The sequence below is a fragment of the Bacillus sp. PS196 genome, assembly GCF_037963555.1.
GTDB lineage: Bacteria > Bacillota > Bacilli > Bacillales > Bacillaceae > Bacillus > Bacillus subtilis.
In genome coordinates, this window is the sequence record NZ_CP150159.1 from 165001 (window position 1) to 180000 (window position 15000).

General features: G+C 40.5%; 12 protein-coding genes, 6 tRNA genes, 4 rRNA genes and 5 pseudogenes (2 of these 27 cut by a window edge). 19 read left to right on the forward strand and 8 right to left on the reverse strand.

Going from position 1 to position 15000, the window contains the following annotated elements:
• From NST79_RS00945 to NST79_RS00960, 4 genes are all read left to right on the forward strand, one after another.
• Window positions 1-60, forward strand: a 23S ribosomal RNA gene (locus NST79_RS00945) (it extends 2868 nt beyond the left edge of the window).
• 55 nt (window positions 61-115) lie between these two features.
• Window positions 116-231 (forward strand): 5S ribosomal RNA (gene rrf, locus NST79_RS00950).
• Window positions 232-276: 45 nt separating this feature from the next.
• A tRNA-Asn gene (locus tag NST79_RS00955) sits at window positions 277-351 on the forward strand.
• 2 nt (window positions 352-353) lie between these two features.
• Window positions 354-426, forward strand: a tRNA-Thr gene (locus tag NST79_RS00960).
• Between the two features lie 105 nt (window positions 427-531).
• On the opposite strand, the pseudogene NST79_RS00965 reads toward NST79_RS00960, so the two are convergent.
• Window positions 532-1281, reverse strand: a pseudogene (locus NST79_RS00965) (site-specific integrase).
• 433 nt (window positions 1282-1714) lie between these two features.
• Between NST79_RS00965 and NST79_RS00970 the strand changes: the two are divergent.
• Together NST79_RS00970 and NST79_RS00975 are read left to right on the forward strand one after the other, a co-directional pair.
• Window positions 1715-1882 (forward strand): annotated as a pseudogene (locus tag NST79_RS00970) (hypothetical protein).
• 260 nt (window positions 1883-2142) lie between these two features.
• Window positions 2143-2670, forward strand: coding sequence for a hypothetical protein (locus NST79_RS00975; protein ID WP_029318121.1), 528 nt, complete (start codon window positions 2143-2145; stop codon window positions 2668-2670).
• A 143-nt stretch (window positions 2671-2813) separates the two neighbouring features.
• Here NST79_RS00975 and NST79_RS00980 read toward each other — a convergent pair whose 3' ends face one another.
• Complete coding sequence (locus tag NST79_RS00980; protein ID WP_306799837.1) at window positions 2814-2975, reverse strand: hypothetical protein; 162 nt, start codon at window positions 2973-2975, stop codon at window positions 2814-2816.
• Window positions 2960-3175 carry a UPF0715 family protein gene (locus NST79_RS00985; RefSeq protein WP_241495675.1) on the reverse strand — a complete coding sequence of 72 codons (216 nt, stop codon included), beginning with the start codon at window positions 3173-3175 and terminating at the stop codon, window positions 2960-2962. Before NST79_RS00985 ends, NST79_RS00980 begins: the two co-directional genes overlap by 16 nt.
• 764 nt (window positions 3176-3939) lie before the next feature.
• Here NST79_RS00985 and NST79_RS00990 point away from each other — a divergent pair.
• From NST79_RS00990 to yosA, 5 genes are all read left to right on the forward strand, one after another.
• Window positions 3940-4461, forward strand: a complete 522-nt coding sequence (locus tag NST79_RS00990; protein WP_116316732.1) for a hypothetical protein — start codon at window positions 3940-3942, stop codon at window positions 4459-4461.
• Window positions 4462-4489: 28 nt separating this feature from the next.
• On the forward strand, window positions 4490-5011 hold the full coding sequence (locus tag NST79_RS00995) for a ParB N-terminal domain-containing protein (RefSeq protein WP_029318124.1): 522 nt from the start codon (window positions 4490-4492) through the stop codon (window positions 5009-5011).
• Window positions 5012-5021: 10 nt separating this feature from the next.
• Entirely contained in the window at window positions 5022-6041 is a 1020-nt protein-coding gene (gene dcm / locus NST79_RS01000) for a DNA (cytosine-5-)-methyltransferase (RefSeq protein WP_212059423.1), read from the forward strand.
• Window positions 6042-6118: 77 nt separating this feature from the next.
• A complete protein-coding gene (locus tag NST79_RS01005; protein ID WP_212059421.1) occupies window positions 6119-6583 on the forward strand; it encodes a hypothetical protein in 465 nt (154 codons plus the stop codon).
• A 149-nt stretch (window positions 6584-6732) separates the two neighbouring features.
• Window positions 6733-6852, forward strand: coding sequence for a YhzE/YjcZ family sporulation protein YosA (gene yosA / locus NST79_RS01010; RefSeq protein ID WP_004399362.1), 120 nt, complete (start codon window positions 6733-6735; stop codon window positions 6850-6852).
• Window positions 6853-6942: 90 nt separating this feature from the next.
• On the opposite strand, the gene NST79_RS01015 is transcribed toward yosA, so the two are convergent.
• Together NST79_RS01015 and NST79_RS01020 are read right to left on the reverse strand one after the other, a co-directional pair.
• Window positions 6943-7194, reverse strand: a complete 252-nt coding sequence (locus NST79_RS01015; RefSeq protein WP_029318127.1) for a hypothetical protein — start codon at window positions 7192-7194, stop codon at window positions 6943-6945.
• On the reverse strand, window positions 7178-7333 hold the full coding sequence (locus tag NST79_RS01020) for a hypothetical protein (protein WP_153801667.1): 156 nt from the start codon (window positions 7331-7333) through the stop codon (window positions 7178-7180). Before NST79_RS01020 ends, NST79_RS01015 begins: the two co-directional genes overlap by 17 nt.
• Before the next feature lie 188 nt (window positions 7334-7521).
• On the opposite strand from NST79_RS01020, the pseudogene NST79_RS01025 reads away from it, so the two are divergent.
• Window positions 7522-7809 (forward strand): annotated as a pseudogene (locus NST79_RS01025) (phage portal protein); the annotation flags it as partial.
• Between the two features lie 613 nt (window positions 7810-8422).
• On the opposite strand, the gene NST79_RS01030 reads toward NST79_RS01025, so the two are convergent.
• Together NST79_RS01030 and NST79_RS01035 are read right to left on the reverse strand one after the other, a co-directional pair.
• Entirely contained in the window at window positions 8423-8707 is a 285-nt protein-coding gene (locus NST79_RS01030) for a hypothetical protein (RefSeq protein ID WP_033885405.1), read from the reverse strand.
• A 5-nt stretch (window positions 8708-8712) separates the two neighbouring features.
• A pseudogene (locus tag NST79_RS01035) lies at window positions 8713-10417 on the reverse strand (T7SS effector LXG polymorphic toxin).
• 692 nt (window positions 10418-11109) lie between these two features.
• Between NST79_RS01035 and NST79_RS01040 the strand changes: the two are divergent.
• Window positions 11110-11466 carry a hypothetical protein gene (locus NST79_RS01040; protein WP_029318131.1) on the forward strand — a complete coding sequence of 119 codons (357 nt, stop codon included), beginning with the start codon at window positions 11110-11112 and terminating at the stop codon, window positions 11464-11466.
• 310 nt (window positions 11467-11776) lie between these two features.
• Here the strand turns inward: NST79_RS01040 and NST79_RS01045 are convergent.
• Window positions 11777-11992 (reverse strand): annotated as a pseudogene (locus tag NST79_RS01045) (carboxymuconolactone decarboxylase family protein); the annotation flags it as partial.
• 396 nt (window positions 11993-12388) lie between these two features.
• Here NST79_RS01045 and NST79_RS01050 point away from each other — a divergent pair.
• From NST79_RS01050 to NST79_RS01075, 6 genes are all read left to right on the forward strand, one after another.
• A tRNA-Gly gene (locus NST79_RS01050) sits at window positions 12389-12463 on the forward strand.
• Window positions 12464-12494: 31 nt separating this feature from the next.
• Window positions 12495-12571, forward strand: a tRNA-Arg gene (locus NST79_RS01055).
• Window positions 12572-12598: 27 nt separating this feature from the next.
• Window positions 12599-12675 (forward strand) — tRNA-Pro (locus NST79_RS01060).
• 8 nt (window positions 12676-12683) lie between these two features.
• Window positions 12684-12759 (forward strand) — tRNA-Ala (locus NST79_RS01065).
• 171 nt (window positions 12760-12930) lie between these two features.
• Window positions 12931-14480, forward strand: a 16S ribosomal RNA gene (locus NST79_RS01070).
• Between the two features lie 170 nt (window positions 14481-14650).
• A 23S ribosomal RNA gene (locus NST79_RS01075) occupies window positions 14651-15000 on the forward strand (it continues 2578 nt past the right edge of the window).
• Together the 16S and 23S rRNA genes with 4 tRNA genes alongside form the textbook arrangement of a ribosomal RNA operon.

Here is a 15000-nt window from a genome sequence, read left to right on the forward strand (position 1 = left end):
AGGTGGAAGTGTGGCGACACATGGAGCTGACAGATACTAATCGATCGAGGACTTAACCATATTTTTGAATGATGTCACACCTGTTATCTAGTTTTGAGAGAACACTCTCAATTTGTTTGGTGGCGATAGCGAAGAGGTCACACCCGTTCCCATACCGAACACGGAAGTTAAGCTCTTCAGCGCCGATGGTAGTCGGGGGTTTCCCCCTGTGAGAGTAGGACGCCGCCAAGCAGATTTATTAATTCTACCATGTTTGTTTATGAAGCTTTATATTATTCCGCAGTAGCTCAGTGGTAGAGCTATCGGCTGTTAACCGATCGGTCGTAGGTTCGAATCCTACCTGCGGAGCCATTGCTTCCATAGCTCAGCAGGTAGAGCACTTCCATGGTAAGGAAGAGGTCAGCGGTTCGAGCCCGCTTGGAAGCTTATCTAAAATACGTTGATCTTATGCAGTTTCTGCGAAATATGGAACTGTTATTTTTTTGTCTAAAATAGTTGGGTGTCATACGGGTGGCAAATTAGAGAATTTCTCTAAAATGTCCCCGTTTTTAATATATGATTGATTGCATCAGCGACTAAAATATCTGATTCACGATTAGCGTGAGTGTAAATATTCAACGTGGTTTGGACGTTAGCATGGCCAAGCCTCTGAGAAATAGCTTTAATGTTTAATCCAGGTACTTTCCCAATTTGATTTATTAACATTGTTGCGTGAGAGTGTCTCATATCATGAAGACGTCCTGGCTTGATATTGTGCCTCTTAGTGAATCTCTGCCACCAAGTATTAGGTGAGGTAGGATACTAGGGTTGCCCCATATCCCCACCAAATAACAAAAGCTTATCTATTCCTCTCCACAGTTCACCCAACAGTAATTTATTCTTCTTGATCTCCCGTAGCAAAATGGCTGCTTCTTGAATTACATCAGGCGGCATCGTAACTTTACGGAAAGAGTTACTTTTAGGATCTTTAAACCGATAACCTTTCTTCTTTGTATATTGTAAAGACTCATCAATTCTGACTTCATTAGTATCAAAAAATAAATCTGTTTCATCGATTGCTAATAGTTCTCCTCTACGAAATCCACCTGTAAACGCAAATTTAATCATAACTCTGTTCCTCAATGGAGCGTGTTCATCTAATAGCATAAAGATTTCCTTTATTTCTTCTTCAGTATAAATTTCATATTCATTGTATTTTTGTTTTGGCCGCTTTACATTTTCAGCAGGGTTTTCTTTTATTATTTTCCACTCAGCTTCTCGCCCTAAGATATCTCTAATGATTCGATATAAAACGTCTTACGGAAGATTTCAGGATGGTTCCAGGACACGGACCAGATCTTTCTAAGCTGACAGATGAAGAACTTGAAAAGCGATTGAGATTTTTAGAATCGGCGTTCAAGATTTGCTGTAAAGCCTTTTTATATCTGCTACTTTTATATGGAACTTGGCTTTAAATCGGATAAATTTTATATGTTAAAGAAGCATGCTATCAACGCTATTGCAACAGCTCTTGGAATAATCTAAGGGCTGTTTTTTTGTGCCCTTAAACGTCAATTCTGTATTAAGATCTACAATTGCGAGTGATCGTTAGTAGGATAATAGCCGAGGCTTTTTACACTGGTGTACTTAATTGTTGCGCGTTAAAATTGCAATAAATTGAAAGGGGGGATGGAATGATGAATCTAAATAAAATTGGATTCAAAGGGGTTTAATCATGAAAACAAATGATAAGAAGAAAGAAGTTCAACAAAAGTATAGAGATGAAATTAAAAAGAAGAAACAAGAATAAGAAGATGACAAAAATTATTTTAAAGAAGCAATTATTGTCGTAACCATAATTGTGGTGTTTATTTTTTTGACTTACATGCTTCAAGGATTTTAACAAAATGTTCCCTTTCCCCCCCTTACTTTTTACCTAAATGTGTTTAATATTGGAAATAGGTAATATTACCAATTAAGAAAAGAGGGAGAGATGATGAATAACTTAAATTGGTGGAAAATACTTTTACTAACCTTTCTTTGTTCCTTGATTTTTTCTGTCGTCTTTGTCACTGTTCAACGGATTGACTTAATACTCAATCCGCCGGAAGTACCTGTTAAATCGATTGAAAAAATAAAATGATTTATTTGGGGGAAAAGGGAATGAAAAAAATATTCATTGTAGGTGCGATTGTTGCTGGGTTCTTTGTGTCTAGTGTTGGTATTAATTCTGTAAGTGCTGAAGAAATCGACCCGATAGGTGATAAAATTGGTTCGGAAGATGGACGAACTGATGTATTAGATCCTGTCGTTGCAAAAGATGGTCCAGAAGATGGTATTAACGATCAATCTACAGTACAACCGAAGATTAAAAAGATTTCTGATGATGTAAGCCTATTCTCTGTTTTAGGAGCAGGAGAGAGGGATTACTTAGGATCCTCTACGTTTAAAACGCGTTCAAAAACATTTTATTCTGGTGGAGGAGATCTTGGGATTCAAATTTCTCAACCATACATTGGCCCTGGAATCTCATGGCAGTATAAACTTGTAGAAGAAGATCCTGTTCCTTTTGATGATACGGTTTCACGTTTTAGTTTATCTAACCAAAAAGGAACATATGAAGTTGTGTTTGATGTTCGTAGTTTTGTAGATGGGGATAATAAGAAAGCAGAATTACACTTGAGAAATTAACAAATCCATTAACAAGTGTCTCTACTAAATGGTGGGATTAATTGATAAAAAAGGCAGACTAATAAAGGTCTGCTCTTTTTGTGTTCTATTTAAGCCATGAAATAACATAGAAGGATATAAAGCAACCAATATCTCCTGCTCTGCTAAAAACGTTTCTTTTGTGTATAAACTGAATCCCAAAACCAATACACAATGGCTGTTATAAAGCAATAAAAATATACTTTCGGCCTTGTAATTAATGGCGGGTATTCCGGGATACTCTGGGAATGAAAAATCAAAAAATTCGCTACTAAAGACAAGAGCAAATAAAATAAACAATTGAATATCTCTTCGGAATCTTATTGAGAAAGTATTGTAAGGGAAGTGCAAATATCAAATAAGGTACAAAAAAATAACAAGCAAATATAGAAATCAAATAAACTCCAGAATAAGCACCAGCAATTAAGTACTGAATAAAACCTAAACACAAACTTGAAAAGACAATACGAAAAATGAATTTTCGCATTAGATTCAAATTCCTTTCTTCAAATTCCTTTTTATATAGTTTAACTCAAGTTGGAAGAATTTGATTTAGGAATGGTAGCTGCCCGACAAAATGCCGAGAAAATTGGGGGTTTTTCAATGCTTAGATTGTCATACGATAGAGACAAGAAAACGAACGTGAATAACAGTCCCAAAAGGAGATACCTACGGACGCTGATCTTTTGTACATGGGAATTTGTACAGCTGATTAGTGGCCGTTTTTTTATGGCCAAACCAGGAGACGCACCTTTCCTTTATCAAGTGTGCACTCGGATGTATCGAATGACTATGAAGGCCGTTAGCTTCACAGGAGGAGCGGCTGGAGTCTATGCAGTATTGCGCGCGATAGTCACGGGGAACGCAAGCGGTGAGATCCCGCTTGCAAGGAAAGTCTTTAAACCGGCTCTCCATTTTCTTTGCTTACCTCCTGGGGAAATCGGCGGGCCACAAATTAATAAAAGCGAATAGCGTAAGGCGGTGCTTATTCGGCAAGGAGTAATGAAAGATGAAGATGAGAGACGTTTTATCTGCTGACACGAAATAGCAGCTTAAAAAAGTGTTAAGTCCCTCAACAAAGGCAGATGAACCTTTGACAAGGCAGGATTGGGAAGAAATCATGGGAACGAGACGTGACACCTTCAGACGTGTAGGAGGTAGAATTCGACGAGCATAGTACAAAATAAAGTACCCTTGTTATTCTGTAAAAAAATTGAAGGTGACTACGATATAATAATGGGGGGTGATAGTATGAGGAAGTTTTATAAATCTAAGTATGTAATTGAATATTTAGAGTCAATTGAAATTGAAGGAAAGAAGGTGAAAAAGGTTTATTATGAGAATTTTTCCACTAGAGAAAAATATAAGGAGCAGGTAAGGTCTAATTTGGGTAAAAAAGAGATTGAAGTTTCCATCGGGATTTTAGAAGATTCTATTCATATAAATAAAGACACAAATATTTGGCATACATCTTATTTTGCATTATATGGTGTTATCTTAACTGTTTTTTTTACCGCATTAAATAACTTTACGTCTGGGAGGAGTATGGCCCAAGAAAATTTTATTCTTGTTAGTGTACTATTTTTTATTTTTCTCTTGTTTGCGTTATTCCTACTTTTTAGAGGGATTTATTTTAGTAATGTAAGTAAGAGTTATGGTTATAAACGAATCTTGGAAGAATGTCTTACTGAAATTGAAACAGCTGAACTTGAAAAAACTGAGAAAAAAGCTGCTAATAGAGAATTAGAACCCAAAGCACTCAATATTAGATGAGTGCTTTTTTATTTGGAGGCGAAACAATATGGATATTAGATCTATACCAGTAGAAAAGATTAACCCCGCTCCCTACAATCCTCGGATTGATCTTCAGCCAGGCGATCCCGATTATGAAAGAATAAAAGCATCTATTGAACGGTTCGGTAATGTCGAGCCGCTTGTTTGGAACGAAAGAACAGGAAACCTTGTAGGTGGCCACCAGCGGTTCAAAATACATATGGAGAATAACCCTACAGAGCTTACTGTTTCGGTGGTAAATCTCGATGATAACGAGGAAAAAGCCTTAAATATTGTACTTAACAAAACAGGCGGCGATTGGGATGAGTACAAGCTCGAACAAGTTTTAAGAGAGCTTGAAGAAAATAATTTTGACCTGTCCTTCACCGGCTTTTCAGAAGGCGAACTAGAAAGTATTTTAGAAGATCTGACAGGGCATGCGGGGAACGGCGGGAAGGTTACCGATAATCATGAAATCAATCTTGATGATTACGAAGAGGATCAATTTGAACATACCTGCCCTAAATGTGGATTCTCTTTTAATGAGTAGGTGAGCAATAATGAACAGTTATAGATGGTATCTGTCTGATCTGAAAAATGTTGAGCAGAACGGATTGAAGGTTTTTAGTGCGTTTTCATGTGGTGGCGGTTCCTCCATGGGTTACAAGCTTGCTGGCTATAACCTTCTTGGAAACTGTGAAATTGATCCGCAAATGATGAAAATCTATAGAAAGAATCACAATCCTAAATACTCGTTTTTAATGGATATCAGGAAATTTAACAAGTTGGACGATCTTCCGGAGGAATTATTCAATTTGGATATTTTCGATGGATTCCCTCCATGCAGTGTATTTTCAATGGCAGGTGATCGAGAGGATGCTTGGGGAAAAGAAAAATCTTTCAGAGAGGGCCAGGCAAAACAGTCACTTGATGATTTGTTTTTTGAGTATTTGAATGCAGTTGAAAAATTGAGACCTAAAATCTTTGTAGCTGAAAATGTGAAAGGCATGATCATTGGCAAAGCAAAAGGGTATGTGAAGCTTGTAATAGAAAGAGCGAAAGAAATCGGCTATGACGTTCAGGTGTTTTTGTTGAATGCTGCCACAATGGGAGTCCCGCAAAGAAGAGAGCGGGTCTTTTTTATTGGACGAAGGAAAGATCTGAACTTACCTCAGTTAAAGCTCTCGTTTAATGAGCGGCCTATCCCTTATAAAGAGTTTAGGAGCGGGCGTGGATCCAGATTGAAAGAGACATCAAAATTGTATCGGAGATGGGTGAAGAGAAAACCATCAGATAGCAACATAGGTGATATAACGAAAAGGACAGAGGGGAAAGAATCTAATTTCAATACGATTTTAGTGAAAAACAGTCTAGTACCGCCTACACTTGCCAGTGGTTCTGTCTTTGTCAGATATGAGGAGCCTTATTATATCTCTGAACGAGACATTATTTTGATGCAATCATTTCCTCTCGATTATGACTTTATGGACGCTTCAGTGCAGTATGTTTGTGGTATGAGTGTCCCGCCTATCATGATGAAGAGAATAGCGGAACAAATAAAGACCCAATGTTTTTCTTAATGTCTAAATACTAGGTGGCAATTTGTTTAATTAAGTATTAAATTAAAGTAAACAAATTTCACAAGGGTGGTAGAGGTATGGCAAAAGAAAATAGAGGATTAGGTAAGGCTGCTTTAGAAGTAGCAGTAGAGGCTTTTGGTAGTAGCATAGGTGCTACCATACCGTTAAATTTTGTTAATCATGTTGCGGAGCGTCTTAATAAGATTAATCAATCCTCTGAAAATTTGGAGCAACTAGAATCAGAGGTTGCGAGGCAAGAGATAATTTCTGAAGCACAAGCTAAGGTATTTCAAGAGGTCGCTATAGCAGATAGAATCATGCGTGCTAACGAAGTAGAAATTGAGGAATATTATGATACACAGGGTGATGGAGCAGCAGGAGTTCAATATAAGGAATCAAATTTGAATATAGGACTTTCTGGGTCCGGTCGTAGGATTAGTAAAAGAGTATATCGCTTTAAAGGTTTCCAAGAGACGGAACTGCGACCAGATGAACAGTGGTCTCGGCATTACATCTCACCCACCTCCGGACCTCATAATTAAGTTTGTGTTTGTTTTATATAAATTTTTCTGATGTGTCTGCTGTTACACCTTTAGACAAAATATTCATTTTTTCTTATTTAGACTTACATCTATGTCGAAAGTTATTGTTTGGCATACCTTATACTATCTCTACTAAAGGAGGCGATATCATGGGATTCTACAGCGGATATTCTGGTGGATACTCTGGCGGCGGATACGGAAGCAGCTTCGTATTGATCGTAGTCTTATTCATCCTGTTGATCATTGTTGGTGCTACATTCCTTTACTAATCTTAGAGTAAATCCAAAGCCTTTTGAATCACCTCCCTGTAAACTGCAGACGCCATAAGAAGCTTTTATGGCGTTTTGCTATGTGATTAATTAGTACAAATCTTCATCTTTCTGAAGCTCTATATCAAGCTCTATGAGCTTTTTCAAATCGTCCACAGTATTCACCTTGATATGGCCACTTTGGAAGTCTTTAACCCACTGGGCAATACCTGCTTGAATGATTTTTCGGTATTTCTCTTTTGATTGACTGATGTTCTCTAACAACTCGGCACTATGCAGGAGAAGGAGATTCTCTTTTTCATCACCAGAAAGGGAACATATGTTTCTATTTTCTATTGCCATCCTCCCTGTCCTCCATTACAATATGAGATGAGAGCGTGATGTTTTCCCACAACGCGGCCGCGTCTTGATCACGCTCTTTGACAGGGAGTTTTTCTCTGTTTTGAAAGAGGAGGGTGTTAGCAGCACCCTCTTTTCTCATTTAAAAAAACCGCCTTATGGATAAAGACGGTTTGTTCTAATTATTCCTCTGTTTGTTGCTTCTCTTCTTTCTCTTCTGACTTTAATTCTTCTGATTCCTAAACGAGATGAAGCCTTCCGTCTGTGGGAAGAAAGCGGCGGAACCCGTGTTCCACGTTCACCAACTGATACTCGATCCTCCGCGGTCGGTGGGGGCTTGAACGATGGGAAAAGATTTTGAACGTACCGCGGGAATCAGGTGACACCGATGAGATCCGCCGATTGCGCTGAGTCCGCCTTAATTAATTCCTTAGTTTCCGTAAATTCACTGAGTTCTTCGATGATATGCAACACATGTCTGAACTCATAGAAACCTTGGAGAATATAAAGCCGGCTCACTTGGCATATACCTTGCGAGCCGCTTTAAATGAACCGCTTCAGATAATAGATACTGTCATTCTGAATAACAGAAGATATCGAAAAGTAAGCGAGCTGAAGGCGAATTGGCAGGGGTGGAAGAAGCTTGAGACAGAAATAGCATCACAAGAGAAAGCTGATAAGGCTCTTTCAGATGCAAAAGCCTATGTTCAAGAAAACTTTACTAATCAAAAACTGACCGTTCTTACAGGAACAAACGCAATTCAGGATTTTGTACCCTATAAGAATAAAAAGGACGCTTAAAGCTAAAAACCTGCCCTCAGTGAACAAACTGGGGGTATTTTTTTATGCAAAAAAAGAAAGCCTATTAAATCAGGCTTTTGCGAGTTTTCTAGTTAACATACTGTGAATTCTTAAAAAGTGTTATCTGAAAAAGTTTTTTATAGCCTCTAAACGTATGTTATGACCACATTCTTCACAAGTATATTTTCCATTCATGTTTTCTTTAACTTGCTTATATTTCAATGTGCCTTCATATACTCTAAATTTTTTCCTGCAACTTATACAAATTACTTCGTAATAAAAAATCACAAATCCCTCCTTTTCTTAAAATTAATATATACAACAAAGGACTTAATTTTTATTTTTTATTTGAACTTTGGGCGAACTATTCAAGATGCAATGAAGCATCACTAAAAAGGCCCTGTCTCTTAATGAGGGGGCCTTTTTGTTTTTATCTCCATCTCCAGTTTATTTCGTTATCTTCTTCGTAGATTCCTGGTAAAGAAATCCCTACTTTTTTTTGCTCATCATCGATGATAAACCAATTATCATCATCTAGTAGAGCATCATCAAACTTCTCAATTGCAGAGGGATCATCTTCATCCACCACTGCTCTGAAAAAATCTTTGAATTTTTCCATATTCTCATTAGGTTTGATTTTTCCATAAGCCCAAGGCCCTTCTATTGTTGCTCCATCTATTTCACCTAAGCATTCATTTTGATAATAAAGAAACATACTCCTCACTCCTTAGGAAACATTTTGAAGTATTCTTTTGGTTTCTCACCTTTAACAAAATACTCCGTATCTCTACTAGTCCATTTTAGAGCTTTTTTCTTCCAATTTTCTGTTTGTCTCGTGTCATTTTTAATAAGTCTCTCAATTTGTTTTGGATTCAGGATAGCAACTCCTTTTAGTTCTCCAGAACGTATGGCTTTTCGTAGAGCTGATATATTTAATTCAATAGTATATTCCCCGTAACCTTTTGCTATCTTTTTGTTAATTGTAAAACTGGTATATGGACTATTGGATTTTCCACCTTTCCTATACCCTCCTAAAATATGTTCCGTAACAGTTACCTGACGGCCTTGATACATTCCACTTTTGTTTGCGGGGACAAGGTTCCCGGTCTCAGGTGAAATATGAGATTTACCGATACCATTTGGTCTTTTTGTTGCATAAGGGAAATCTTCTCCTCTGAATAAGTTGGAAGGATTACCTGCACCAGAATTTATTTTTAATGCTTTACCTGCACCAATCATTCCTATTGGAGCAATTGAGGCAAGCGCACTGTTTAAGCTGTTTTCACGTCTCTCCTCGGAAATTTTATTCCCAAACATATCGCGGCCAGTTATTGCTTCACTAAAACCATTCGCTGACGCAAGACCGTAGAGTCCTTTACTGGAGTTTTGAAGGGCAGGGAATGTCTTAGAAGTTTTATAGATATCAAGCGCTTTGTCTGCCCTATAGATGGCTTTGCTCGTTGAGTAAACAGCCTTTCCGCCTTTGGCTAATTTCCCGGTCCAGCCAACTATAGGGATGTATCCTGCCGCAGCCATTGCGCCAGCTGCCACCCGTTGCCCATCAGTTAATTTTTCACCGGTGACTGGATCGACACCATCAGCAGCTCTCTTATAATCATAATATCCGGAGACTTCCCCCGTAAAATTACAAACGAAATCCCAAGTCTTTTCATACCATGGCCTATTTGCGAGTTCTTCCTGTTCTTTCGCAATTCTTCTTTGTTCGGCCTGCTGATCTTTGAAGGAAATATAATCAGTAGATTGTTTTTTTACATCCTCGGTCATCTTATGAATTTCACTGTCCCTATAAGCTTTTGCATTATAGTAAATAGGGGAGGCGCTTTTGCCTTTTGATGTAGCGTTCATGAGTGCTTGGTAATCAGCTTGAATCAATTGTTCATTTGCTTCTGAGAGCGCATATTCAGATGTTAAATTTTCATCGATATCATAAATTTTTTTGATAGTCTTGGTACGTTTGTTGTCGGTTGAAGAGAGTTCGTCTTTAAAAGTTTCTGTGGAGAATAAATCTAGCGGTAGTATGTCGTTGATGTCATTTAGAATGTCCTTCATTGCTTTTTTCTGTTCTGACATGATGGATTTTGATTTAGTATAGGCGTTTGCCAGCTCGTGTTCTAAAAAAGATTCTTCTATGTAGGCATCCGATAAGCTTGCGTCTTCCAGAATGCCAGTAACACTCATGAGAAATGCGATTTTCATGTCAATCAAATCAATCCACTGGTCAGCGATCCCTGCTTGATCTTCATAAAATGCCTTTATGTTATTGGCGCCTTTACCTGAAAACTCACTGTCATCAAGATCAGCCACTGATTTGAAGGCTTTCTTTAATTTGACTCCTTGTATCTTTGTATTCCTTTGCGCGGTTATCAGCTTCGGAAAGTAATGTTTTGGCTTCAAATACTTTCATGATCATATCCTTTCATTTAAAAAGCTTCAACAAAATTTTACCATAAGAAAAAGTAGAAGCAGAATGTAATGTCATTTTAAAAAAGCGAAATGATCAATTTGATGTGTGTCATTTAACCTATTATTTGAATCAGATTATCATCGATATTTATAATCTCAAATCAGCATTTGCCTAGGTTCAATTGTTATGTTTCATCATATGTTATGTGTAATAAACCCAAAAATTCCAATGGAGGAGTGCTATTTATGTACTACAATCAGGTTCCTATGCTAACTCATTGGAGGCATATGCATGATTGGGAGTCTTTTGTTGATGCACAAGTGACTCGGCAGGAAGCGGATATGACAGGAATCTGGCGAGGCAACGATGGAGGCGTGTACTACATCCGGCATGATGACCCCCATGTCTGGTGGGCAGGCTTCAGCGACAACGGTAGGGGGCAACACTGGACACACGTGTTTCATGGAATGCGGATGTTTGATGAAACTGGATCAGAGGTGATCTCTGGAAATTGGGCCGATGTACCGCGTGGAACGAACAGGGGCAGTGGCACCTTAGTCGTCGCCCGTAGTGGAGACCGGTTGACTAAGGTATCCGGTGGAATTGGCGCGACTACATGGCAACGAATTCGGTATTAAATGTAGTGGACTTATGCTGTAACGAATAAAAATTCCAATAGAGGAGAGCTACTTATGTACTACAATCAGGTACCTATATTAACTCATTGGAGGCAACCTGCGTACGATTTGACAGGAACCTGGCGAGGCGACGATGGAGGCATTTACTACATCCGCCATCTCGATAACAATAAGGTCTGGTGGGTAGGATTAAGCGACAACGGCAGTGGTCATAATTGGACCAATGTGTTAGAAGGGGAAGTGAGTTACGATTGGAGTGGAGCGGTGGAATTGAGCGGACATTGGTATGATGTACCGCGTGGAACGAACAGGGGCAGCGGCATCTTGGGCTTTTCGGTACGATTGGGCGATCTCGTCAAAACATACCAAAGCAGTGGATTCAGCGCTAATAGATTGAGGAAAATATCATAGTTGTTTGGGGCACCTGAAAACGGGTGCTTTTTACGTTTAAGCTAATGGGTCGATAGTAGAACTGAGGTTGCTCTTAGGAAACCGTATTGTAGTATTAACATTAACTTATAAATGTTCTAAATCAAATTAAAAGAATAAACAAGAAATGATAGTAATAACCTTAAACATACTTCACAGTTGCACGGATATCCTCTTCATTCTTTCCTGTCTTCTTTTTCAAATCATTCAAAACGATTCTTTCCATTAAAGTAGAACATAATATAAAACGCCAGGGTTCCTCTGGCGCCTAAACGGGAAAGCTTATAATTTTTTAAGTGGATATCGTTTGAATGTTATGCTCTTCAAAAATTCGTTTTGCTACAAAGGTTGCATTCAGCACTCTTAGAAAGCCGGTATAAGGCGTACAGTGAAATATTGATTCAACTATCTCACCTGGTGAAAGCCCAACATTGAGTGCTGCATATATATGAACATGTAGTTGTGGTTCACAGCCACCTTGTGTAGTGAGTGCTGCAATTGTAATTAATTATGGTCTGAAATATTTAACGTGGGAAGAAGGATTACCAAGAACATTGAGAGTTGTTAGATGGAAGCCATGTTATTAATAGATGTTTTTTTATTTTGCACTAATTTTTAATTTTAATGAATTATTTATTCGTTTAATTTTAGGTGTCCGCTACCCAGGGTGGCAGAAAGGTGGCAAACACGATTATTCGCCACCTTTCTAAATTTGTCTAAACCGTATTGACATTTATCAAAACCCTGCTATAATTACCTTTGTCCTAAGAAACCGGATATAAACTTTCAAGTTGCTCTTCCGTGGTAAGGAAGAGGTCAGCGGTTCGATTACGCTTGGAAGCTTTATTAAATGTATTATTACCAAGGTTTCTCAATAAGGAGAAAGCTTTTTTTATTGCGAGATGCGGAAGTAGTTCAGTGGTAGAACACCACCTTGCCAAGGTGGGGGTCGCGGGTTCGAATCCCGTCTTCCGCTCCATTTATCCCAACGGGATATTGTAAATTGAATTGCGCCCGTAGCTCAATTGGATAGAGCGTTTGACTACGGATCAAAAGGTTAGGGGTTCGACTCCTCTCGGGCGCGCCATATCTTTTAATAGAATAGATGGGAAATCGGGAAGTAGCTCAGCTTGGTAGAGCACATGGTTTGGGACCATGGGGTCGCAGGTTCGAATCCTGTCTTCCCGACCATTTTTTATGGGGCCTTAGCTCAGCTGGGAGAGCGCCTGCTTTGCACGCAGGAGGTCAGCGGTTCGATCCCGCTAGGCTCCACCAAAAGTTTTTAAAAAGTTGTTGACTTTGAAGAAGTGACGTTGTATACTAATAAAGTTGCTTTAACAAAGCAAACAAACAAAATGATCTTTGAAAACTAAACAAGACAAAACGTACCTGTTAATTCAGTTTTTAAAAAATCGCACAGCGATGTGCGTAGTCAGTCAAACTACTTTATCGGAGAGTTTGATCCTGGCTCAGGACGAACGCTGGCGGCGTGCCTAATACATGCAAGTCGAGCGGACAGATGGGAGCTTGCTCCCTGATGTTAGCGGCGGACGGGTGAGTAACACGTGGGTAACCTGCCTGTAAGACTGGGATAACTCCGGGAAACCGGGGCTAATACCGGATGGTTGTTTGAACCGCATGGTTCAAACATAAAAGGTGGCTTCGGCTACCACTTACAGATGGACCCGCGGCGCATTAGCTAGTTGGTGAGGTAATGGCTCACCAAGGCAACGATGCGTAGCCGACCTGAGAGGGTGATCGGCCACACTGGGACTGAGACACGGCCCAGACTCCTACGGGAGGCAGCAGTAGGGAATCTTCCGCAATGGACGAAAGTCTGACGGAGCAACGCCGCGTGAGTGATGAAGGTTTTCGGATCGTAAAGCTCTGTTGTTAGGGAAGAACAAGTACCGTTCGAATAGGGCGGTACCTTGACGGTACCTAACCAGAAAGCCACGGCTAACTACGTGCCAGCAGCCGCGGTAATACGTAGGTGGCAAGCGTTGTCCGGAATTATTGGGCGTAAAGGGCTCGCAGGCGGTTTCTTAAGTCTGATGTGAAAGCCCCCGGCTCAACCGGGGAGGGTCATTGGAAACTGGGGAACTTGAGTGCAGAAGAGGAGAGTGGAATTCCACGTGTAGCGGTGAAATGCGTAGAGATGTGGAGGAACACCAGTGGCGAAGGCGACTCTCTGGTCTGTAACTGACGCTGAGGAGCGAAAGCGTGGGGAGCGAACAGGATTAGATACCCTGGTAGTCCACGCCGTAAACGATGAGTGCTAAGTGTTAGGGGGTTTCCGCCCCTTAGTGCTGCAGCTAACGCATTAAGCACTCCGCCTGGGGAGTACGGTCGCAAGACTGAAACTCAAAGGAATTGACGGGGGCCCGCACAAGCGGTGGAGCATGTGGTTTAATTCGAAGCAACGCGAAGAACCTTACCAGGTCTTGACATCCTCTGACAATCCTAGAGATAGGACGTCCCCTTCGGGGGCAGAGTGACAGGTGGTGCATGGTTGTCGTCAGCTCGTGTCGTGAGATGTTGGGTTAAGTCCCGCAACGAGCGCAACCCTTGATCTTAGTTGCCAGCATTCAGTTGGGCACTCTAAGGTGACTGCCGGTGACAAACCGGAGGAAGGTGGGGATGACGTCAAATCATCATGCCCCTTATGACCTGGGCTACACACGTGCTACAATGGACAGAACAAAGGGCAGCGAAACCGCGAGGTTAAGCCAATCCCACAAATCTGTTCTCAGTTCGGATCGCAGTCTGCAACTCGACTGCGTGAAGCTGGAATCGCTAGTAATCGCGGATCAGCATGCCGCGGTGAATACGTTCCCGGGCCTTGTACACACCGCCCGTCACACCACGAGAGTTTGTAACACCCGAAGTCGGTGAGGTAACCTTTTAGGAGCCAGCCGCCGAAGGTGGGACAGATGATTGGGGTGAAGTCGTAACAAGGTAGCCGTATCGGAAGGTGCGGCTGGATCACCTCCTTTCTAAGGATATTATACGGAATATAAGACCTTAGGTCTTATAAACAGAACGTTCCCTGTCTTGTTTAGTTTTGAAGGATCATTCCTTCGAAACGTGTTCTTTGAAAACTAGATAACAGTAGACATCACATTCAATTAGTAATACAAGATATCACATAGTGATTCTTTTTAACGGTTAAGTTAGAAAGGGCGCACGGTGGATGCCTTGGCACTAGGAGCCGATGAAGGACGGGACGAACACCGATATGCTTCGGGGAGCTGTAAGCAAGCTTTGATCCGGAGATTTCCGAATGGGGAAACCCACCACTCGTAATGGAGTGGTATCCATATCTGAATTCATAGGATATGAGAAGGCAGACCCGGGGAACTGAAACATCTAAGTACCCGGAGGAAGAGAAAGCAAATGCGATTCCCTGAGTAGCGGCGAGCGAAACGGGATTAGCCCAAACCAAGAGGCTTGCCTCTTGGGGTTGTAGGACACTCTGTACGGAGTTACAAAAGAACGAGGTAGATGAAGAGGTCT